At 56.7% G+C, this 22289-nt stretch carries 14 protein-coding genes; 5 read left to right on the top strand and 9 right to left on the bottom strand.

Annotated features, from left to right (window positions below; all coding sequences use genetic code 11):
• Window positions 1-15: 15 nt before the first annotated feature.
• Entirely contained in the window at window positions 16-1596 is a 1581-nt protein-coding gene (locus GOW56_RS10295) for an FMN-binding glutamate synthase family protein (RefSeq protein WP_171205805.1), read from the top strand.
• An 86-nt stretch (window positions 1597-1682) separates the two neighbouring features.
• Here the strand turns inward: GOW56_RS10295 and GOW56_RS10290 are convergent, their stop codons facing one another.
• The 4 genes from GOW56_RS10290 to GOW56_RS10275 are packed head-to-tail and all read right to left on the bottom strand — an operon-like array spanning window position 1683 to window position 5599.
• The gene (locus GOW56_RS10290; RefSeq protein WP_171117998.1) at window positions 1683-2339 is read right to left on the bottom strand and encodes an ABC-type transport auxiliary lipoprotein family protein; all 657 of its coding nucleotides are present in this window, start codon (window positions 2337-2339) and stop codon (window positions 1683-1685) included.
• The gene (locus GOW56_RS10285; RefSeq protein ID WP_171117997.1) at window positions 2336-3652 is read right to left on the bottom strand and encodes an MlaD family protein; all 1317 of its coding nucleotides are present in this window, start codon (window positions 3650-3652) and stop codon (window positions 2336-2338) included. Before GOW56_RS10285 ends, GOW56_RS10290 begins: the two co-directional genes overlap by 4 nt.
• 5 nt (window positions 3653-3657) lie before the next feature.
• Window positions 3658-4473: an ABC transporter ATP-binding protein gene (locus tag GOW56_RS10280; RefSeq protein ID WP_171169912.1), complete on the bottom strand. Its 816-nt coding sequence runs from the start codon at window positions 4471-4473 to the stop codon at window positions 3658-3660.
• A 1-nt stretch (window position 4474) separates the two neighbouring features.
• Window positions 4475-5599, bottom strand: coding sequence for an MlaE family lipid ABC transporter permease subunit (locus tag GOW56_RS10275; protein WP_171169910.1), 1125 nt, complete (start codon window positions 5597-5599; stop codon window positions 4475-4477).
• Between the two features lie 261 nt (window positions 5600-5860).
• Between GOW56_RS10275 and GOW56_RS10270 the strand changes: the two genes are divergently transcribed.
• The 3 genes from GOW56_RS10270 to GOW56_RS10260 all read left to right on the top strand — a co-directional run bounded on the left by GOW56_RS10270 (window position 5861) and on the right by GOW56_RS10260 (window position 10118).
• A complete protein-coding gene (locus tag GOW56_RS10270) occupies window positions 5861-7393 on the top strand; it encodes an alkaline phosphatase family protein (RefSeq protein ID WP_171205804.1) in 1533 nt (510 codons plus the stop codon).
• A 158-nt stretch (window positions 7394-7551) separates the two neighbouring features.
• Window positions 7552-9417 (top strand): PAS-domain containing protein, encoded by a 1866-nt coding sequence (locus GOW56_RS10265; protein WP_371807903.1) that lies wholly within the window; start codon window positions 7552-7554, stop codon window positions 9415-9417.
• Entirely contained in the window at window positions 9417-10118 is a 702-nt protein-coding gene (locus GOW56_RS10260; RefSeq protein WP_152460491.1) for a response regulator transcription factor, read from the top strand. The genes GOW56_RS10265 and GOW56_RS10260 overlap by 1 nt, the downstream gene beginning before the upstream one ends.
• A gap of 142 nt (window positions 10119-10260) precedes the next feature.
• Here the strand turns inward: GOW56_RS10260 and GOW56_RS10255 are convergent, their stop codons facing one another.
• From GOW56_RS10255 to GOW56_RS10235, 5 genes are read right to left on the bottom strand one after another with little or no spacing between them, the layout of a single operon-like run.
• Entirely contained in the window at window positions 10261-11571 is a 1311-nt protein-coding gene (locus tag GOW56_RS10255; protein ID WP_171205803.1) for an HlyD family type I secretion periplasmic adaptor subunit, read from the bottom strand.
• Entirely contained in the window at window positions 11555-13702 is a 2148-nt protein-coding gene (locus GOW56_RS10250; protein ID WP_254447199.1) for a type I secretion system permease/ATPase, read from the bottom strand. Before GOW56_RS10250 ends, GOW56_RS10255 begins: the two co-directional genes overlap by 17 nt.
• Window positions 13699-15042 carry a TolC family protein gene (locus tag GOW56_RS10245; protein WP_171614552.1) on the bottom strand — a complete coding sequence of 448 codons (1344 nt, stop codon included), beginning with the start codon at window positions 15040-15042 and terminating at the stop codon, window positions 13699-13701. The genes GOW56_RS10250 and GOW56_RS10245 overlap by 4 nt, the downstream gene beginning before the upstream one ends.
• Window positions 15029-15862, bottom strand: a complete 834-nt coding sequence (locus GOW56_RS10240) for a SapC family protein (RefSeq protein ID WP_171205801.1) — start codon at window positions 15860-15862, stop codon at window positions 15029-15031. Before GOW56_RS10240 ends, GOW56_RS10245 begins: the two co-directional genes overlap by 14 nt.
• Before the next feature lie 47 nt (window positions 15863-15909).
• Window positions 15910-19821, bottom strand: coding sequence for an Ig-like domain-containing protein (locus GOW56_RS10235; protein ID WP_254447198.1), 3912 nt, complete (start codon window positions 19819-19821; stop codon window positions 15910-15912).
• 160 nt (window positions 19822-19981) lie between these two features.
• Here GOW56_RS10235 and GOW56_RS10230 point away from each other — a divergent pair, with 160 nt between their 5' ends.
• Window positions 19982-22030: a dockerin type I domain-containing protein gene (locus GOW56_RS10230; protein ID WP_254447197.1), complete on the top strand. Its 2049-nt coding sequence runs from the start codon at window positions 19982-19984 to the stop codon at window positions 22028-22030.
• Window positions 22031-22289 lie beyond the last annotated feature (259 nt).

Genomic DNA, 22289 nt, shown 5'->3' with positions numbered 1-22289 from the left:
CGAGGAGACAGGAACATGATTGTACGCAGGATCTACTATTTTCTGAGCTATGTCTGCCTGCCGCTCGTGTTGCTGTTGGGGTTCTTCTGGCCGCCCGCACATTGGTTTTTGGTCATCTTGGTGCCCTACGCGGTCATCGGCCTTTATGATGTTTTGACTACCAAGCACAATGTTCTGAACAACTATCCGGTTCTGGGGCATTTCCGGTACATGCTTGAATTCGTCAGCCCGGAAATTCGACAGTATTTCGTTGAAACCAACGAAAGCGGCCGACCTTACAACCGGATCGTACGCGGGCTGGTCTATTCCCGCGCCAAGGGCCAGATGGATACGCAGGCCTTCGGAACGCAATACGACATAAACGAGGTTGGATATCACCGCGCAAATCATTCGCTTGCGCCCAAACATGTGGACAAAAGCGAAGATCGCGTCATGTTGGGCGGGCCACAATGCACGAAGCCGTACAGCGCCTCGCGTCTCAATGTTTCTGCCATGAGCTTCGGCGCGCTGAGCGCCAACGCCATCCGCGCGCTGAACGGCGGGGCAAAGGACGGAGGCTTTGCCCACAATACCGGTGAAGGCGGGTTGTCTCCTCACCACCTGGCCGAAGGCGGCGACATCATCTGGCAGATTGGGACGGGCTATTTTGGATGTCGAACGCCGGAAGGCGGGTTTGACAAGGACAAGTTTGCCGAAAGGGCCACAAAGGATGTGGTCAAGGCAATCGAAATCAAATTGTCCCAAGGTGCCAAACCTGCGCATGGGGGCGTTCTTCCCGCTGCCAAGGTCGATGCCGAAATTGCCGAAATCCGCGGGGTGCCCGAGCATCAGGATGTGATTTCCCCCCCAACTCACAGTGCCTTTGAAGGGCCTTCGGGGTTGATGCATTTTGTTCAGCATCTGCGCGAAATGTCCGGCGGCAAACCTGTCGGCTTCAAATTGTGTATTGGCAACCCGTCCGAGTTCATGTCGATCTGCAAGGCCATGCTCGAGACAGGAATTTTGCCGGACTTCATCACCATTGACGGATCAGAAGGGGGTACCGGCGCGGCCCCGGTCGAGTTCACCAACCGTCTGGGCATGCCCCTGAACGAGGCGCTTATTTTTGTAAACAATTGCCTGCGTGGCGTAGGGCTGCGCGACAAGATCCGGATCATTTGTGCGGGCAAAGTGGCGACCGGATACGACATGGTCGAGAAATTCGCGCTTGGTGCGGATATGTGCAATGCGGCGCGGGCGATGATGTTTGCGGTGGGCTGCATTCAGGCCTTGCATTGCAACACTAACCGTTGCCCGTCCGGGGTCGCCACCCAGGATCCAGTTCGCGGGCGCGCGGTGAACATCCCGCAAAAGCGGCGGCGCGTTCACCGGTATCACGACGCAACACTGGAAAGTTTCCGCGAACTCTTGGGTGCGATGGGAAAGGAAAAAGTGTCCGAGCTGCATCCACGCGACATTTTGCGGCGCACGGCGGACGAGCATGAGCGCACCTATGGCGAGCTTTACACCTATCTGGAGGATGGTGCGTTGCTGGCAGATGTGGTTCCCGAGGAATTCGCGGCGGATTGGGAACGCGCTTCGGCATCTCGTTTCTGAGACCCGATCCGTTACTAGCAACCGTTCACCCAGAACAGGCGTGGGCGAACTGCGCCCGCGCTCACCGTATTGACATGTGGCTTAACTCAACTGGGGTTCGATCTGGGATTGTTGGCCACATGCGTGTTGATCCTGCGAATGCTCCATTCAACGGAATCCCGCATCGCGCGCCCCAAGGCCAAATCAAACGCTTTGATCAAATCTGATGTCTGGTCGCTTGCGGCAACGACATTTTCCTGAAACGAATTCGAAGCGATGATCTTGTCGTCGTATTCATCGATGACCTTGATGTTCATCCGCACTTCGATACGGATTTTGTCTCCGTTCTCGGGATCCGCGACAACGATGCCCTGAAACTCGCGCAGGTCCGGTGCGATCACGTAATCAGCGCGCAGACCAACCGTTGAACGGCCGACGGCAGCGACTTTGCCAGAGTTCTCAAAGCTTTCGATCAACAGCGTCTGAACGATCAGGGGTGCGCGATCCACCCATCGCGCCCGTGGCAAATACTGAACCTGAAACGGGGTGGGCTGAATGGCGATCTGATCCGTGTTCACCGCGGCGGTTGCCGTTGGTTCTTCAACAACGATCTGTTTCTGTATTCGCGGCAGCGCTGACGAAAACGTGCTTTTGGGTGTCAACAGATACAGATCGTTGGGTTTCGCGGCTTGTTTCAAAGTGCCCAACCCGGCACATCCACCGACCAATGCAAACGTCAGAATTGCAAGTGCAGGCTTGATCATTGACGGAACTCCGATGCTTGGGTGCCCAGCAGAAACCGCGCAGGATCACGTTCGACCTTGTCCACCAGACGGTCGAGGCTGATTACCAGGCGTTGGGATTCTTCGACGAAGCGGATAAATTGCGGCAGACCCACGCGCAGGAAGTCTGACACCTGCCGGCGGTTGGTCTGAACGATGCCGTCAATTGTCCCCAGCAGCTCTGAGGCAGAGTTCGAAGCGCTCAGGACATCGTCTGAAATCTGATCGATCTTACCGGTGATGTTCGAGACTGTTTCGGTGACCTGGTTGGCCGCCTTCCGGATATCTTCCGCAACGGGCGCCACGTCTTCTTCCATGACGCGGTTGGCTGATTCAAAGGCCGTTTCCGCCGAAGACAGCGCACCTTTGGCCGTGTCCATTGCAGATGTGATCGAACCAAGTGTCGTGTTGGCGTTCAACACGGTCTCGTTCACGATCCCCAAAGTGACGCTGCCTTCATCCGACAAGAGGGTCAACCGTTCGGCCAGTTGCGACCCGCGTTCGATGAAAGGTCGAACGTCCTGCTGCAAGATGCGGTCTGCCGTTTCGATCGTCGTTTTCACTTCGTCCAGCGCAGCCCTGGCTGACTCGGACGCGGACTTGACCGAATTGAGCGTGTCCGTGCCGGTCTTGAGGGTCGTATCCGCCGTTTCGATCAAAGGGTCCAGACGTTTTGAAAATTCACCAATATCCTTGGCTGCACTGCCAATGTCGCTGGCCACGGATTCAAAGCTTGTCAATGTTTTGTCCAGCCGGCCGGTCGCAGAGGCAAGGTTGTCCAGAATGCTGCTCACGGCTTGCCGGTTCTTGTCGTCGACGACCTTGTTCAGGCTTTCCAGAAGTGTAACGGCCTCGTCCAGCACTTTTGGTGCGCCTTCAAACAATGACTGGATGGTGCTGCGCTTGCTTTTGATCACGCTGTCTTGCGGCAGCCTTTTGGCAGTCGGTGACCCGCCGGTAAGTTCAACGTAACCGACGCCGGTAACACCCAGCGATTGAAGCTGGGCGATCGTTTCTTCGGTGATCGGAATATCTGCATCCACTTCTATTCGCACGCGAACCTTGGAGGGATCGTCCTCGTCCAGGTTCAGAGAGATCACCTGCCCAACAGGAAGGCCGTTGAAATTCACCCCGCCCGCCGCCGAAAGCCCCGAGACATTATCGAACAATACATCGTAATAAGCGTATTGGCGGGTCACTTCGAATTTCGCCAACCACAGGAAAAAGCCGAATACGCCCAACAGCCCCGCAAGGGTGAACGCGCCGATCAGGATGTAATTTGCTCTGGTTTCCATCGCCTTTACCTGTCCTGACCCTTCTGTTGCGCCGCGCGGGCGCGGGGGCCTGTGAAGTATTCCTGTACCCAAGGATGATCCACTTTGGTCATATCCTCAATCGGACCTTCAACCAGCACGCGTTTTTCTGCAAGCACTGCAATTCGGTCACAGATGGCGTAAAGGCTGTCCAGATCATGGGTGACCATGAAAACAGTCAACCCGAGGGCCTGCTGCAATTCGCCGATCAGTTCATCATATGCAGCCGCGCCAATCGGGTCCAATCCTGCGGTCGGCTCATCCAGAAAAACAATTTCGGGATCAAGCGCCAATGCCCGTGCCAGCGCGGCGCGCTTTCGCATGCCGCCTGACAGTTCCGATGGAAACTTGCCGCAACTCAGCTGGGGCAGACCCACAAGGCTGATCTTCAACGCACCCAGCGATTCCATCAGTTTTTCACTGATGCCCGTATGTTCTCGAAGTGGGGCCATCACGTTTTGCAATACGGTCAGCGATGAAAACAGCGCGCCGTCCTGAAAGGCCACGCCCCAGTGGCGTTCGATCCTGCGGCGATCTTCTTCAGGGCCGTTTAAGACATCCACGCCCAGCACTTCGATACTGCCGGCGGCTGGTTTGTTCAGACCCACAATCGTACGAAGCAAAACGGATTTTCCGGTTCCGGACCCGCCAACGATGCCCAGAACCTCGCCACGCCAGACATCAAGGTTCAGATCGTCATGAACCACCTGCGTTCCGAATTGGTTCCTGAGACCGCGAACGCGGATCACGGCGTCACGCTGCGATGCGATCTGTTCCGTTTCGTGTTGCGTGCCGTCGTTCATGTCAGATTCCGATTTCGGAAAAGAAAATCGAAAACAATGCGTCGATTGCAATCACCATGAAAATGGATTGCACAACCGATGCGGTTGTACGCTGCCCCACACTCTGGGCCGACCCTTTGACCTGCAAGGCCTGCCAGCATGCGATGACCCCGATGACCAGCGCAAAGAACGGTGCCTTGATCAACCCAACCGCAAGTTGCCAGACGTCGGTGTTTTCCTTCAAACGGGTGACAAACATGCCCGGGCTTACGCCCAGATCGATCCAGCTCATCAGTGCGCCGCCGAACAGGCCGGCCATATCTGCGACAAAACCAAGAATGGGCAGCATGATCAGCAACGCCAAAACACGTGGAATGACAAGAACCTCGATCGGGTCAAGGCCCAGCGTCCGCATGGCGTCGATCTCTTCCTGTACTTTCATCGAACCGATCGAGGCCGTGAATGCCGAACCCGAGCGGCCGGCAACAATAATCGCGGTCAGCAAAATTCCCAGCTCTCGCAGAATCGAGATCGAAATCAGTTCGACCACAAAGATCTCGGCCCCGAACTGTTTCAATTGTGTCGCACCCTGAAAGGCCAGCACGACACCGATCAGAAAACCCATCAGGGCCACGATGGGAAGGGCTTTGACCCCGGTTTCCTCCATATGTGTGACAAGGGCCGCTTTGCGCAGGCGCCACGGCATGACCAGGGTCCGAAACAAGCGGTGCAGGGTAAGGCCCAGAAATTCGAGGATCGACAGGGTATCCTTCCAGGCCCCGAATGTGCCCTGACCCACATGAGCGACCCAGTCCAGAAAACCGCGAGGCTCCTCAAGCTTGCCGGGTTTGTCCGGGATGCTGCGTGTCACCGTGTCTATCAGTGTCGCATGTGCGGGTTTCACGCCTTGAAACTCCAGCGTGGCACCGATTGACGTGAACCTCCGGCCTAGGTCCGCAACCAGCCAGGCCCCGCCCGTATCCAGTGCTTCTATGCCGGACAGATCAAAAACGACCTTGCCCCCACAAGGTTGGACCGCAGCAAAATCATGCTCCACGGTTTGCAGGGATTGTGTGAGCAACTCACCAGAAATGCGCACTTGATTGCCGCTGGCGTCGCGCTCTGATGTGATCGTTGGCTGCGTCATGGTGCCATGTGAAGTAAAACATTCAATGCCTGCAATGACTTTGTGCCCTTTGACCCGGTTTTTGCCGCAAAGGATGGCCTTGGCGTCACGCCGGACCATGAGCAGGAGCTAGCATAACTAGAGACATTTCCGTTACTTTTCGCGGCTCAAGTCAGGCCGGAAAAGAAAACGCAGGGCTGTTCGACTAATCGGTTGCGCGAAAAACGGAAGCGGGACACATTCCGCTGCGGAACCCTGGGTGCGGAATTCGGAGAAGTCGGTATGCATCACGCCAAGAACGTTCTGTTCATCATCATCGATCAATTGAGGGCAGATTGCCTGAACGGCGCTCTGGCCGAGCACGTGCAGCTACCGAACCTTCGGGCTTTCATGGACGAGGCGGTAAGTTTTACGCGCCACTTCTCTGTCACCAACCCCTGTGGGCCATCCCGCGCATCAATTTTGACCGGCCAATACGCGATGAACCACCGTTCCGTGCGAAATGGAACTCCGCTGCGTCATGACACGCCGAACATCGCCACGGAAATGCGAAAGGCCGGTTATATGCCGATGCTGTTCGGGTACACCGATACGTCTGCCGATCCCCGAGTCCATGATCCCAACGACCCCGTGCTCAAATCTTACGAGCAATCGATGAACGGGTTCCTTGAAGTTGTCGAAATGCGCCTGGAAGAATCATACCCCTGGCGATCATATTTGATGAAAAATGGCTATACGTTCGATACATATTGGGATGTTTACAAGCCTGTCTCACCGGATGGTCAAACGCCCAAGCTGAACGACCCGGCCGTGTATCGGGCAGAACACAGCGACACAGCCTTCCTGACCGATGCGTTTCTGGACGGGATTGCACCTCATCAAGGCGAGGGATGGTTTGCTCATCTGACTTACATCCGTCCTCATCCACCTTTGGTTGCGCCTGCCCCGTATAACGACATGTACGATCCGGCGGAAATCCCTCTGCCGAAACGCCTGCCGAGCGAAGCCGCTGAAAAGGCGCTGCATCCGTTTTTCGGGCCAAAGCTGGACGCCTACACGGCAGAAAAGTTCGTTCATGGCTTTGCTGACGTTGAGCCAACGGATGAAAATATCCGCACTTTGCGTGCCGTTTATCTGGGATTGGCGACCGAGGTCGATCACCATATCGGGCGCGTCGTTCAGTATCTCAAGGAAAGCGGGCAATACGACGATACCATGCTGGTCATTACGGCTGATCATGGCGAAATGTTGGGCGACAGGTACAGCTGGGGCAAAATGACTGTGTACGACGCTGCCTATCACACACCGTTGATGATACGTCTGCCGGGGAACGAGGCTATGGCCGGCGCGAAAGTGACCGTTCCTACCGAGTCGATTGATGTCACGCCGACTATCCTTGATTGGATTGGGCAGACTGTTACAAACGCCATGGATGGCAGGTCTTTGCTGCCCTTGTTGCACGGCGACGTTCCCGATGACTGGCGCAGCTATTCCTTCAGCGAGCTGGATTTCTCGGAACCCGAAGAACCGACCCTCTGGCAACGGCGGTTGGGAACGGGCAACAGTGATTCCTGTCTGGGAATATTGCGGGACGAACGATTCACGTTGATCGAATTTGCAGCCGACCTGCCGCCGATCCTGTTTGATCACCAGGGACAGGGAGAATTCGAAAACCTTGCGGAAAACCCTGCGTTTGCGGCTGATCTTGCCCGGTTGGGCAGACAGATGCTGCGCCATCGGATGCGAAACATGGATCATACCTTGTCGTTGCACTCCATTACTTCCGAAGGCGCGAAGTCCCGTTCCAGATATTAGGATCACTGCACGCTTTCGCGCTATTTTCAGTTGGATCATGGAAGTTGCATGAGACGTTTTGTCGTTCATCAATTCCACTACCGGCGCATCAATTCTGATGGTACCCATGGGGCGTGGAGAAGACGAACCTGGACATCACCGAACAGCGCATAAAGGCGATGACGACTGCCGGATTGAATCTCATCGGTCAGGCGCTTTCGATCTATGACAGCAACCTGAAACTGGTGCTGAGCAATCGTCGGTTCAAGGAAATGTTCGACCTGCCGGACGAGCTGGTCGAACGCGGAGCTTTGTTTCGGGATACCATCCATTTTCTCGCCAGCCGTGGCGAATACGGTGACGAAGAAAGTGTGGAAGAAATGGTGAACCTGCGCGTCGAGCAGGCTTTGGCTTTCGAGCCCCATTACATGGAACGCGTAAGGCCCAACGGGCAGGTTATCTCGATAGAAGGCGCGCCGTTGCCACAGGGCGGATGGGTTGCGGTCTACACTGACATTACCGGCACCCGGCGTGCAGAAAACCTGCTGCGGGCGCGATCAGAAGAATTGTCGGAACAATTGCTCGGCCACGCCGAAGAACTGTCTGCAACCAACCGAAAGCTTGCAGCCACGATCAAGGCATTGGAAGAGGCCAAACGCGAGCTGACCGAAATCGAAGCCCGCACACGCATGATGACCGAAATGATGCCGGCTCATATCGCGCATTTGGATAGCACTGGTCGATATGACTACTCCAACCGCCGTTTGAGCGCGGTCCTGCCCGGACGTCCGTCGGAGATTCTTGGGCTTCACATATCCGAAGCGCTTGGTGCCGCCGCGTATCGGCGGGTCAAAGCGCATCTGGCAAAAGCCTATGACGGAGAAACCTCCGTATTCGAGTTCAACGAGGATCAGGATTCCCGCCGTATCCGCGTTTCATTCACGCCGGATGACGCCGGTGGCGTATATGTAATGTCGGTTGATATCACCGAAGAAACGCAGGCGCGCGTCGTTTTGCAGCAAACGCGCCGCCGAGCTATGGCCGCCCAGATGACCAGTGGGTTGGCTCATGACTTCTCCAACTTGCTGACGATCATCCTTGGGATGCAGTCCAAACTGAACAAAATGGACCTGTCGGATGAAGCACATGAGCTGGTTGCCGCGACACAGCAAACGGCGCGTCGGGGTGGGCAATTGCTGAATCGGATTGCGGACATGACCGGGAACCGAACGCCACATCCTCAGGCCACGGACATGAAGGCGCTGCTGGAAGACCTGAGAATATTGGCCTCGCCTTCCTTGCCGCGCGGCGTCGGTTTGTCGGTGGTCAACACTTTGCCCGACCGGGCTTTGATGCTGGACCCGGGAATGGTGCAGGATGCGTTGCTGAACCTGGTGCTGAATGCGCGGGATGCCTGCGGCAGTTCGGGCCAGATTACAATCAGCGCGCATACCATCGGAGAAATCTGGGTTGAAATCACCGTATCGGACACCGGCCCGGGCTTTACACCTGAGGCGCTGGAAAAGGCGCTGAACCCGTTCTTTACCACCAAGGGAAGCGACGGGTCGGGGCTTGGACTGCCCATGGTGTATGACACTGTCAAGCTGGCCGGGGGCGATCTGAACCTCAAGAACACGCCATCAGGCGCATCCGTCGTTTTGCGGTTGCCCTATCGGCCAGCTCCGCCCGTGCAAGACGGTCTGGTACTTCTGGTCGAAGACAGCGAAGATCTGCGGGGGCAGTTTCGGGATATGCTGGTAGAGCTGGGCTTCGCCGTCATCGAGGCCAATTCGGTAGATGAGGCGCTGGCGTTGATAAACAGCGTTGAAGACATTTCTCTTGTCCTGTCCGATATCCGTCTCGAAGGAAGTGGTACCGGTCTGGACATTTTGCGGCAGGTGAAGCCGGGATTCCCATGTGTCCTTATGACATCGCTGCCCAGTTCGGACCCGTTGTACCAGCGCGCCCTTGCCTTGGCCCCGGTGTTGCGTAAACCATTTTCGCAGGCTCAATTGTCAGCCCTGATCCAAACCGAGGCCGCCTGATGACGCAACCGCTGGTTACCATCCTCGATGACGAACCCGAAATCCGGCGCATCCTAACGGACGCTCTGGAGGATGCCGGTTTCCGTACGCAGAGTTTTTCCCGCGCGCGAGAATTCGAGGCTGCGCTCAACCGTGTGACGCCCGATGTCTGTCTGGTCGACCTGTCATTGCCGGATACGGATGGGCTGGCGTTGGTTCATCGTCTGGCGTTGGAACAAGGCGCGGCCGTGATCATCATTTCGGGGCGCGCGCAGGTGCAGGACCGTGTTACGGGGCTGGAACTTGGGGCAGACGATTATATTACAAAACCGTTTGACCCTGCGGAAGTCGTGGCGCGGATCAGGGCAAGATTAAGAACACCCCGCACTCAGACCTCTCATTCGGACACGGCGGAATTCAACGGCTGGACCGCACATTTTGACCGATACGTCCTTGAAAGTGAATCAGGTGACGAAACGCCGTTCAGCCATGCAGAGGGGGAAGTCCTGCGGCTGTTTCTGGAAAGCCCCAAGCGGCTGATCAGCAGGGGACAAATGCAGGAGTCCCTGGGCGGCGCAGCCGGAGACAGTTTTGACAGGGCGATGGATGTTCGGATTTCCAGGTTGCGTACCAAGCTGGGAGAGGATCCCAAGAACCCGCGGTTGATCAAGACGATCTATGGGGCGGGGTATATATTCTTGGGTGATGTCGGTTGGAAGTAGTCGCAGATCCAACCGGCCGAGACTTGGTCAGATGAGTTGTCTTCCATGCCTGTTCAACCCTTTCGAGCCTTCCGTGCTGAAGCTGCTGACACCGTGATTTCCGTATCGGAAGTGACACGTCTGTCCCCAATTACCCTATCGCTCATTCGCGCAATGCCTGATCCTTTATCTTCACAACCGGTTGCAGAATATAATCCAGCACTGTTTTGCGGCCAGACAGAATGTCCACTTCGGCAATCATTCCAGGTATGATTTCGACCGCTATGCCATTCCCATCAAGCATGGTACTTTTGGTTCGGATCTCGACCACAAAGACCTCTTCGTCATTCCGCTCTGATCGTGTGACCGTGTCTGCACCGATGCGGATGATTTCACCATGCAGCGCCCCGTATCGTGCGAAATCATAAGCCGTGATTTTGACCTTCACAGGCTGACCAGCGTGCAGAAACGCGATATCCTCAGGCTTTACATAGGCTTCAACCAGCAATGTGTCGTCCAGCGGTACGATTTCAACAAGGTCCTCTCCACTGCGAGCAAGACCGCCGATGGTGGAGCGATGAATCCGGTTTACAATGCCGCGTACAGGAGACCGAACCTGCGCCCTTGAGGCCCGGTCGCGCAAAGCGGGCAGGGCGGGTTGCAAGGCAGCCAGCTCGGCAGTGGCAAGCGCCAGGTCCGTCAGCGCGGCGCTGCGAAACCGGCTTCGCACCGCTTGAATCCGATCGTCGATTTCGTCCAAGCCCGTTTGCAACCTGTTGGTCACAGCTTCTGCCCGCACCTTGCGACCGCGCCATTCGGCTTCACTTCGCCGCAACGCAAGCAATGTTGTTGCAGGCTCCATTTGACGCTCGACCAACGGCGCCATGATGGCCCTCTCTTCGGCCAGGACCAGTAGGGTTTCTTCTGCCGTCACTTGATCGACCAGGCCTTCCTCAAACTCTCGCTGTTTTTGCTGACGCTGACGCTCCAGGATGGCTATTTCCGCCTCCAACTCAGCCTGCCGGCCTTGGTACAGTGCAGTTTCGGATTGCACGACGGTAGGCGCGCCATTGATCAGTTGAACATCGAAATCCAGTTGTGTCCCATCAATTTCGGACCGAAGACGTTGGATGCGCGCCATCAGCCCGAACGCGCGTTGCTGTTCCTGACTGAGCTGACTGTCAATTTGGGTTGTTTCCAGTTCCATCAGCAGTGAACCTTTTTCGACCAGTTGGCCTTCGCGCACGTGCAATGACTGCAATACGCCGGGCTCGGTGGCTTCGATCAGCTGGATGTCTCCGGAAGGCACGATCCGGCCGTCCACGCGCGTGACATCGTCCAGTTCGGTCAGATGCGCCCACAATAGCGCGGCGATCAGGCAGAGCAGAATCACCAAAAGCAGCAAGGAACTCCGAACAGGAGAACGTCCCTGCATCTCGCGCGCCAGGGTGGCCAGATCAGGATGCTGCGACATTCAGGTGCCTCCCTGTCCGACGAACATGTTGCGTCAGCATGCTTTTGGGGCCATCCGCCGCGATTTTCCCGTGTTCAAGGATGATGACTCTGTCAACAAGCTCCAACAGGCTGGTTCTGTGTGTAATAACAACCATGGTGGACTCTGCCGTGCATTCTTTCAGACGTTGGATTACCTGGGCTTCGGTTTTGACATCCATCGCGCTTGTTGGTTCATCCAGCAGGAGAACCGGCGGACGGCCTATGAGTGCCCTTGCCAGGGCAATGGCTTGCCGCTGTCCGCCAGAGAGGCCTTCGCCGCGTTCCGCGAGTTGAAGATCGTAACCCCCGGGATGGTTAGCCACGAAATCCTCAACCCCGGCGGCGCGGCCTGCTTCGATCAGTTCGTGATCTTTTGGCCGGACTGCGCCACTCGCGATATTGTCCCGGACTGATCCGGAAAAGAGCCATATGTCCTGCAGGACGGATCCGATATTGCGTCGCAGATCGCCAGGAGCGATCTGGCGGATATCAAGGCCGTCGAATGTGACAGATCCAACACGCGGCGCGTACAATCCCAGCATCAGACGTGCGATGGTGCTTTTCCCGCAGCCAATCTGACCCAAGATCGCCACTTTTTCACCCGGTTTGATCGTGAATGAAACGCCTTGCAGGGTATCTTCCCCCTGATCAGGGTAGGAAAAATACACGTTGTTGAAGGCGATCGCCCCTTTGAAATGGGGCCGGTTCACCCATGTTCGGCCTTGTGGGCGTTCGCTTTCCGCCATCATCAGCGCGTTGAGGTTTCGGTATGCGCTTCGGGCTTGGTTAAGCCTTGTCAACGTTTGCGCCAACTGCCCCAAAGGTGCCAGTGCCCGCCCTGTCAGCATCACCGAGGCAACCAAAGCGCCCATGCTGGTCTGACCGTCTGTGATCAGAAAAACACCATAAAATACGATCAACACCTGTGCCGCTTGTTGCGTAAAACCGGTGAGGTTAAGAGCAAATTGTGTAACGGCCCGGCTCTGAGCACCGTGCGAGGATTGCCGTTCTATCGCCTGCTCCCATCGGGAACGCATTTGCCGGCCCGCGGCCGTTGTCTTTATAGTTTCAAGGCCCGAGACAGCTTCTACGAGGACCGATTGTTTGGATTGCCCGTCAGACAGGCTCTTTTCTGCCATGCGGGACAGAAGCGGCTGTACGGCCAAACCTGTCAGCAGAACCACAGGCACGGCCAGAGCCGGGACCAATGCCAGTTGTCCGCCGACCAGGTAAATCACAAACACGAACAACCAGATGAACGGCAGATCCACGACGGCAACAAGCGTTGCGGACGTGAAGAACTCACGCAGGGTCTCGAACTCACGGATGGTACTGGTCATGGCGCCGGTGGAACCCGCGCGTGACTTCATCTGGATGTTCAGAACGTGGTCGAAAATTCGCCGCCCCATGAGCAAGTCGGCTTTTTGCCCGGCCTTGTCGATGAACGCTGCTCGCAGCAATTTTAGCGCGAAGTCAAATAGCAGCGCCAAGGCCACCCCCGCCGTCAAGGCAATGAGCGATTCGGTTGCCTCATTGGGCAACACGCGATCATAGACAACCATGATAAAAACTGAGGTCGACAAGCCAAGAAGGTTTGCCAGTGCCGCAGCAAGAGCAACCTGTATGTAAGTCCATCTATTGGCGGACAGCGCCGCGCGAAACCAATGACCTCGGTAAGCCGTGTGACCGGTGTCCAATTCATCTGTATGATTTCGCCGAAACAAGACCGCGAAACCGGTGTATGATTTGGCCAGCTGTTCTTCTGAAACTTCACCGATTCCTTCACCAAGTTCCGGGTCATAGACCAGCAAGGCACCGTTTTTTGCGCGACCGTGGTACACAACCGCCTTGTGTTCGGTCATCAGCAACAAGGCCGGAGCCAATGCTTCGTCAAAACTAGTGATGCGCCGCGCGCCATAGCCCGCCTGTAGACCTGTGTTTTCCGCCACCGAGAGGATGTCACGAACAGTCAGATCCCCGTCCGAACCGGTCTGCGACGCCTGGATCGTTGCAAGGGTCAGAGGGCGTTCAAGCGTCGCGGCAATATTCAGAAGGCAGGCTTCGTAGCATGTCAAACGAGCGCGGTCCTGCATTGATTTCAACGTGCTCATTTCACCTCGTTCCAATTGCCAAGCGAAAGTCCGAGCAGGTCCAGAATGTCTCCGGTAAGGCTCAGTGCCGCGTAGTTGGTCAGAAAATAACTCTGTTCGGCCAGAATCAGGCGTTCTTGCGCATTTACGTAATCGCGTTGAGCGTCCAGAATTTCGATCAGGCTGCGACGCCCAATCGAGAACTGTGCGCGGGATGCAGTAACACTGTCGGCATTGGCAGTTGCCGCAATACGGGCCGCGCGCAGCCGTTCTGCGCCTGCTTTTTGATCGGATCGAATAAAGCCCAGCTCCCGCATGATTTCGCGAACCAATTGCTCTCTCGCGAACTCCGCTTCTTTTACTTTGGCTTCTGCTGCTGCGATGGCGGCGCGGCGTTGGCCGGTGCTGTCAAGCTCGTAGTTGAAAGAAAGATCCACGCCAAAATTTGCGTCCCGAGTGTCATCCTGGTTGGCAAATGCGGCGACCCGAACGTTCGGTTTGCGCCGTGCCTGCGCGGCCGACCATTCGGCTTTGGCTGCCAGCAAGCCGGCATCCGCCCTGCGGATCTGAGGGCTGTTTATCACGATCTGGGCATCACTTCTGTTCAGCGGTGGAGCTGGTACAGGAGGGGGCAATGAGCCGGGGAAAGTTCCGAACACTTCTCGAAACCGCGCTTCGGCCCGATCAGTTCGTGCTCGTGCGTCAGCCAGTCTTGTGCGTGCATCTGCCATTCTGGACTGCGCGGTCAGAACATCAGCATTTGAACCGGCGCCACCCGCTGTGCGGTCCGAAATCTGACGCACCAGTTCTTCATGAACCGAGACATTGTCGGCCGCGATGCGGAGTAACTTTCTTTGATCAATGACAAGCACATAGGTCTCGATGGCGGCCAGCGCCGTGGCTGATGCCGTCTGAATTTGATCGCCCCGTGTTTCCAGAACACGTGCCCGGGCTGCCGTCAGATCCCCCGAGGCAGCCCCACCGTCATAAACCAATTGTGAAATTCTCAGATAGGGTGAAACATCTGCAATGTCCGATTCGACCCGTTCGGACCGTGCATTTATTCCCAACGAGATCTGCGGAAGGAAGGCGCCTTCCGCCGCATCTTTATTGGCTGATGCGATATCCATCCTGGTATTGCTTTGCGCCAGTGTCGGGCTTGTCTCTACGGCCTGGCGCACGCGTTGCCCGAATGCACTACTGCTGAGCTTTGCCGATGGCTTTGCTGCCCCGGCACCGGTGGTCCCGGGTGCAAAAGACACTGCCACTAGAGTCAAATCAGGAGGGGGCGAGCAGGCGGACAACGGTATCGCGAGCAGAGCGAACGCAACCCAGGACAACACTGCTTTACAGGAACGCATGATGACCCTCCTGCCTGCAATGGTCCATGGCTTCGTCTTTCTGTTGCGCCGCAATCAACGCGTCCAAGAACCCTGAAACACCGGTGATCTGTTGTGTCAGAGAACCATCGGCTTCCCGATGTGCGCGGGCATGTGCATGTGTCAGCCAGATACTGTGGGTCAGCGAAATCTGATGAGCGTGAATCAGTCGCAACCCCCCATTCGAAGTAAGCAGTGACAAGTGCGCGCGGGGAATTTTCTCCAGGGCGTTCTGCGTGACGCCAAAATGCCCGCTCGGAAACTCAACTCCCTGAAAAGTGGTGAGCGGACCAAACAATCCCATGTCAGCAAGAACACGACACAGATGCATTGTGTGTTTCATCGACTCTTTCAGGGCGCGAAAGAAAGCTGCGACTTTTTTCAGCTCCGGCGCAAGTTGACCTGATTTGTCGAAGAATGTTTCGTCCTCCGGATTGTCAGTGATAAGCTCCGCCGTTTCGTCGACAAGCAATTCGTCACGGCCGTCACCATCCGGTTCAATCAGTCGTGGCCGGAACGGAGCACAGCGCAAGACGCTTGGCACATAAGTCGCGAGCCATTTGCCATGTGCTGACACAAATGGCGTAGGCTGGTCTGATTGCATGGACAATACAGCCACTGGATAAAACCCGTGTTCAGATTTCCGAAAAGTGATTGGAAATGTGGCGGCGGCCTGAAGAATTTCTGCTTCGACCACAGGGCAATCTGCCATAGTCCGTGCGAAATCGAACGAGGTGAACCGCCTCCAGAACCGATGACCATGTCTTCCAAGACTGACCGGAGTTAAGCCATTCTGTGCCATAACCGCCTCATGATGTTGAATTACGTCTGTATGTGCGCCGGTCTGGATCAGGCCGTTGCCCCGGTCGGGTCGGTGTGCAGGATGTTATCTGCGGTCAGGCCGCTCAGATCGCTCAGGTCTTGGAACGTGGCCACGGTTTCAACGCTGGCATCGTTCGCCGCCTGGAAATCTACCTTGACCAGAACACTGTCTGTTCCGTCGGTTGCCATCACGTAAAGCTCATCGCCCGCCATGACTCCGGCAAGACTCTCGACAGCGGCTTCGATTGTGCTGAGGTTGAGGTCGGTGAGTACCGTGCTGAGGCCGACAAATCCGGTGTTCGTGCCCAACGTGTCTCCGGTGGAAAGCAATTCGATTCCGGTGCCATCACCGCGAAGCGTATTGGTGTCCAGCCCGTGGAACATCAGTGCGTCGGTTACATCCGCAGCCGGGCCAATCGTAAAGCCAGTCACAGCGTCTGTACCATTGCTGGCCGGGTCGGCCTCGAAGACGACGATGTCTCGCCCTGCTGCAGAAACATCAATGGTATCGTCGCCGTCGCCGCCGCGCGTGATGGTGTCCGTATTCGCAGCGGTGAGCGTGTCATCGCCATTGGTGCCAAACTGCACTGTCGTTGGTCCGCCATCAGACGTTTTAATTGTCAGCTCAATAGGCTGGCTGGCGTCCTGGATCGTCATCGTGAAAGTGACAAGCGGCTGAGAAAGATCTGTAAAGGTTGTCGCCGCGCCAGCAAAATTCATCGCGCCGCCGGCGCCCGGGCTGGCCAAGAACAAATCGAAGGCGTTGTTTTCCGAAACCGACACCGTGTTGAATGTGACAACCGAAGGGTCAAATCCAAGCTCTGCCGTCAAAGCCAGACCGCCAGAGATGTCGCGGTCGGCTTCGGCATAGATTGCGAATGTTACCGTAGATCCCGAGCGCCCAACTTCAGAGATCACATAGGCGGCGGGTTCATGCGCAACGGCCTGCTCGGAAACCGGCAGCGGATCTGGTCCACCCGCAACTGTCGCCTGCACGGAAAAGACAAGGTCATCACCTGCCTCCACTGCCGAAAAGTTGGACGCCGCGACAGCCAGCGACCAGGATCCGTCTGCGGCCACCGTTGCAGATCCGACCGAACTGCCGTTTAACGTGACATCCACCGACTGGCCGATTGACAATCCGGTCGATGACCCGCCGAGAGTAATTCCGGAAGCTTTGGCATCGGCAAGACCAATCGAATTGTTGACCCCGACATCGTTCAACGTCAACAGGGGGCGAAAATCTGTGGAAAGTGAGCTGTTCGCCGCGGCCGAGCTGTTTCCTGCAAGATCGTCAACAGTGGCGGAAATGGTATAGCTCGTTCCGTCAGAGAGCATTCCAAGATCACTTGCTGGAACGGTAACTGCCCACGAACCATTTGATGCAACGCCTGTATAGGTTTGCCCGCCGAATGTGACCGAAACGGGCTGGCCATCTTCAGCCGTGGTCGTGCCTGAGATTGCAAGATCCACGCCCCTCTCGGTCACGTCCAACACGGCACCCACAGGCAGACTGTTTATGGTTATCGAAGGTGCTGTGAAGTCAGTGGCAAAGCTTGTCGTGGTTTGATTGTTGTTTCCCGCCGCGTCCGAGATCGACGCATTGATATTGTAAGTCTCGTTGTCTTGCAGGGCAGACAAATCTGTCACAGTTGCCGTATAGGTCCAAGTGCCCCCGGTTACCGTTGCCGTTCCGGTGATGTCCGTAGTGCCGTCAGCGCGCGTGATTTCGACGGTAACAACTGTTCCTTCCGGCGCATCGGAAGTTCCTGACACCGTCAGGTCGGTTCCTTGTTCAACGGCGTTCATGACGGCCCCGTCGGATACGGTTGAAATTCCGATCGTCGGTGGCGTGAAATCGGTGGTAAAGCTGTTGTTCGCTTGCAGAGCCGGATTCCCGGCAGCGTCCGAGACATCCGCGGTCACGGTGACCGTCGACGCGTCAGATAGACCTGTCAGATCCGAAGCAGGTACAGTTACGCTCCAATTGCCGCCGGAAACCATTGCGCTATGGGACTGCCCGTTCAGACTGACGGTTACGATTTGTCCGTCTTCAGCTGTCGTACTGCCCGAGATGGAAAGATCCGTGGCCCGCTCGGCTGCATTCATGACAGCTCCGTCCGAGAAACTGTCGATGCTGAGCGTCGGCGCGGTCACATCCTTGGAAAATGTCACTCCGGCCTGCGGTGCCGTCACGCCACTGGCGTCGTCGACATCTGCGGTAACAGAGAAGTTGCCTCCATCCGACAAGGACGCCAGATCCCCAGCTGGCACAGTCACGTTCCAGGCCCCGCCGGATACTGTTCCGGAATATGTTTGACCATCGAGGGTTACGGTAACTTGCTGACCTTCCTCAACGTTTGACGTCAGCCCGCTGATGGTCAAGTCGGATCCGGCTTCGGTTGCGTTCAGTACGGAACCAACAGGAAGCGGTGTTATCGAAATGGAAGGACCGGTCAGGTCTACGGGAACCGATACTAGAAGCGGCACTGCCGGATTGCCCGACACGTCCTCGACGGCTACCAGAACAGATGCAGGTACTCCGGTGGAAAGACTGCTCAGATCGGAATTGGGGATCGTTACACTCCAGCTTCCGCCAGAAGCGGTGCCTGTATGCACTTGTCCGTTGAACGTGACGATGATGGTCTGACCATCCTCTGCCGTGGTGGAACCGGTCAAGGCCAGGTCGCCGGCTACGTCGATCAGTTCTATCGAGCCGCCAGCCACGGGATCCAGAGATACAGTTGGTGCAGTGAAATCAGTATCAAAGCTTCCGCTCGCCTGTGGTGCGGGATTTCCCGCCGCGTCGGCAATATCCGCTGTAACGGCAATCGTCGCGCCATCAGGAAGGGCCGAGAGGTCTGCCGCCGGAACGGTGACGCTCCATTGTCCATTGGATACCGTGCCCGAATAGTTTTGCCCGTTCATTGAGACGGTAACGGTCTGCCCGTCTTCTGCATCGGTTGTTCCGGTGACCGTCAGATCCGTTGCCTGTTCGATCGAATTCAAAACAGCGCCATCGGAAAACCCGGTGATCGACAGGGTTGGAGGAATTGTATCAATATCGAACTTGACGGATTCGCTGGACAGTTCCGTGCCTGAATCGTCCAGATGTCTGACTGTCACCGTAGAGACGCCTTGCGGAAGCACATTTGCTTCGGCCGCAGTGAGAGAAATGCTCCAACTGCCGTCATCGTTGGGTGTTACGGTTTTGACCAGCGAACCTATCGTGACCTCGACTGTCGATGTTCCTTCGGGTGCGGCGGCATTGGTAATGGCACTGTTCAATGCCGTTGCCTGAAGTTCGGCCAGGTTCAGGCTGGTATAGCTCGGTTCCGGTTGGGGTTGGGGTTTAGGCGCTGGCGCGACAGGTTCCGGGGAATCGCCGCTGCCGCCACCGCCTCCGCCCGCAGCGGCAGCTGCGCCGGCCAGCCCGAGGCCGCCCAATGCAGCCCCGGCGCCGCTGATTCCGCCAGCTGCTGCGCTGGCTTCAGCTGCGCTGAACTGGGCGATTTCAGCAACCGCCTCTTCCGCGATCATGATTGCGCCGCTGTCCAGGACCTGCACGTTATCCGCCGCCACGATCATCGTCCGACCGTCCGCCATTTTCAGAAGAACATCGCCGTTTTTCAGCAACTTGGCGGAGCGTACACCCGGAATTGTCTCTGCGAACTGGAAGGCGTAAAGCTCTTCGATGGTTGCTTGTGACAAGGCAGGCAAGGCCATCAATGTGGACATGAGGCCGCCAGCCGCGCCGCGACCCGCCCAACGACCAAGCTTACCATTGATCCATTGTTGAACTTGAGATTTGCGATCTCCGTCCGTCGAGTCAGCCGCCGGACGATTGTTGGCCTCAGGTGCTTTGGTCATCTTGCCCTCGCATGTGGTGTCCGCGATCATCGCAACAGGAAAGGATGTGCTGTTTGGCGTTTTGCTCATCTGTCATTCCCATTTGTTGCCGTTGCGATCGGACCTGAAAAAATTGAGTTAAACTGAAACCGAACTTCTCGTTTTCACCACAATTCTGCTTCGGTTTCGGTCTGCTCATCTGGTCATCTTGCCGTAACTGCCAGGGGTGGCGCGGGAGGTGATGGCTGTGATGCTTCAGTTCGAAAGTGTAGTGGCAACGGGGAGCGCGGCGCTCGACTCAGGTATCGGCGATACGGCTTTAAAAACGTTTAACGGGAATACGTATCTCTACACGGTGACCGGCCCGGGTGGCGGCGTCGCGGTCTGGCGGCTGGTCGACGGTGCCCTGCCGCAGCTGGTTGATACCGAGTATTACAGCGGTTCGATCACCTTCCAGGTGGGGCGCAGTGCCACGTCGATAACGCTGGCGGGAACCGAGCAGATTGCGCTCGACATCAACACTGCCACGGGCCTGGTCGGGTATGACGTGAACGCGGACGGAACGATCGGTAACCTGAAGGAAACGGGTGTGCTCAACGGAGGCGGAGATATCTCAGCCATCGTACAGTTTTCACTTGGGTCTTCGGGTGTCCTTGCGATGGCGCATGAGGATACAGGCAATATCGGAACCTACCATGTGAACGCGAACGGGACGCTCAGTCTTGCGGGTTTGATTGCCGGCACAGCGGATGCCATGCAGACGTTGCGGTCGGGTTCGGAACATTTTCTGATCTCAAGTGACGCGGCAACAAACTCTGTCTCGACATATCGCATCGATTCCGGCACCGGCACTTTAACCGAGATCAACAATGATTCGGCGCTCGGAACCCTTGGTGTTTCTACTCCAACGGATGTCGAGACCGTAGAGGCATATGGTAAATCCTGGGTCGTGGTGGCGGGGTCCGGCAGCAACTCTCTCAGTGTTCTTCAATTGAACAGCGATGGTAGTTTGAAGGCGACGGACCATGTGCTTGATACGCTTCATACGCGGTTTGAATCGGTTCAGGATCTGGAGGTCATAGACGTGAACGGTCGGGTCTTTGTGGTTGCAGGCGGCGGCGATGATGGCCTGTCTCTGTTCACTTTGACACCCGAAGGTCAACTTGTTCATATGGACAGTTTCGAGGATACGCTGGCCAGTGGATTGCAGAATGTCGAATCGCTGGCGGTTGCACATGTGGGCGACGAGCTGCAAATTCTCGTGACGTCACAACAGGATGCCGGGGTGAACGTCCTGACGGTCCCGGTCGATGATCTGGGTGTGGTGCGCAAGGGGTTCGGTACCGTGAACGGGAGCGCGTCGGACGATATCCTCAGCGGCGGTATTCTGCACACGACCCTTCTGGGGGGCGCCGGAGACGACATTCTCATCGCGGGGAAGGGTGCGACGACGATGTCGGGTGGTGCAGGGGCCGACATCTTCGTGATGCAGTCCGGTAGTGGTCTGACCACAATAACCGATTTTCAGGCGGGCGTGGATCGTCTGGATATGTTCGACTACCTGCTGTTGCGGTCGCCTCAGCAACTGACCTTTACCAGCACGGCAAACGGGGCTCAGATCGAATATCGTGGCGAGGTCGTGCAGGTCCAATCCGCCTCGGGCGGCGCTTTGACAAGCACGGATATCTTTGGCGCAGGCTTCGCCGGACCGGATCACATCCCGGTAGATTTCGGGGACCTGGGCGGGCAGACACCGGGCAGCTCTGGTGGATTGGTCGGGCAGATTACGGTGGACAGCGAGGCTGCGAATCCGGGGCTGACGGATGCGGAAATCCGGTTCACGCCGGACGGCGGGGGCACGGTATCCGGCACCGCAGATGATCAGGGGCGGTTCGATCTGGAATTGCCCGATGGCACCTTTCCCGGAGTGCTGGACATCACCAAACACTATTCCACGGCGAGCGGAAAGATTGACGCGCTGGACGCCTTGCAAGTGTTGCGCATCTCGGTTGGTCTCGACCCGACATGGGGTCCCGCGACCGCGGAAAACCTGATAGCCGCAGACGTCAACAGGGATGGCACTGTGAACGCCCTGGATGCGCTTGCAATTTTGCAAGTCGCCGTTGGGCAGTCCACGGCCCATGACCCTGAATGGGTATTTCTGGATGAGAACGCGGACCTTTCAGGGATTACCAGGGACAATGTAACCTATCAGACGGGTGTCGACGTCGTGGCGGTGGATGGGGTCATCAACGTGGACATGACCTCCATCCTGTTGGGAAATCTCGAAGCGGCCTGAGCGCCGAAAGATATCTCGGCCAAAGCAGGCTTGTACCTTTTTAAGCAGTAAGGTGTGGATCGGCTTTTGCGGCCAAATTGACACGTCCCAGCCTCAGCGCTCGAATACCGCCCCATGTCGCGGTGCTTTTGGTTTCGACCCAAGCGTTGGCGCGCCTGCGGCTTCACTATCTGTTACATCCCTGTGTTTTCATGCAGAGATGGTCCAATAATTTCAATGAATTCTACCAGAATCGCAACTTGCCTGCGATAATCGCCCG

It is taken from the genome of Ruegeria sp. HKCCA0235A (genome assembly GCF_013033235.1).
GTDB lineage: Bacteria > Pseudomonadota > Alphaproteobacteria > Rhodobacterales > Rhodobacteraceae > Ruegeria.
Note: the sequence above shows the minus strand (reverse complement) of the source record. Positions and strands in the feature narration are given on the sequence as shown.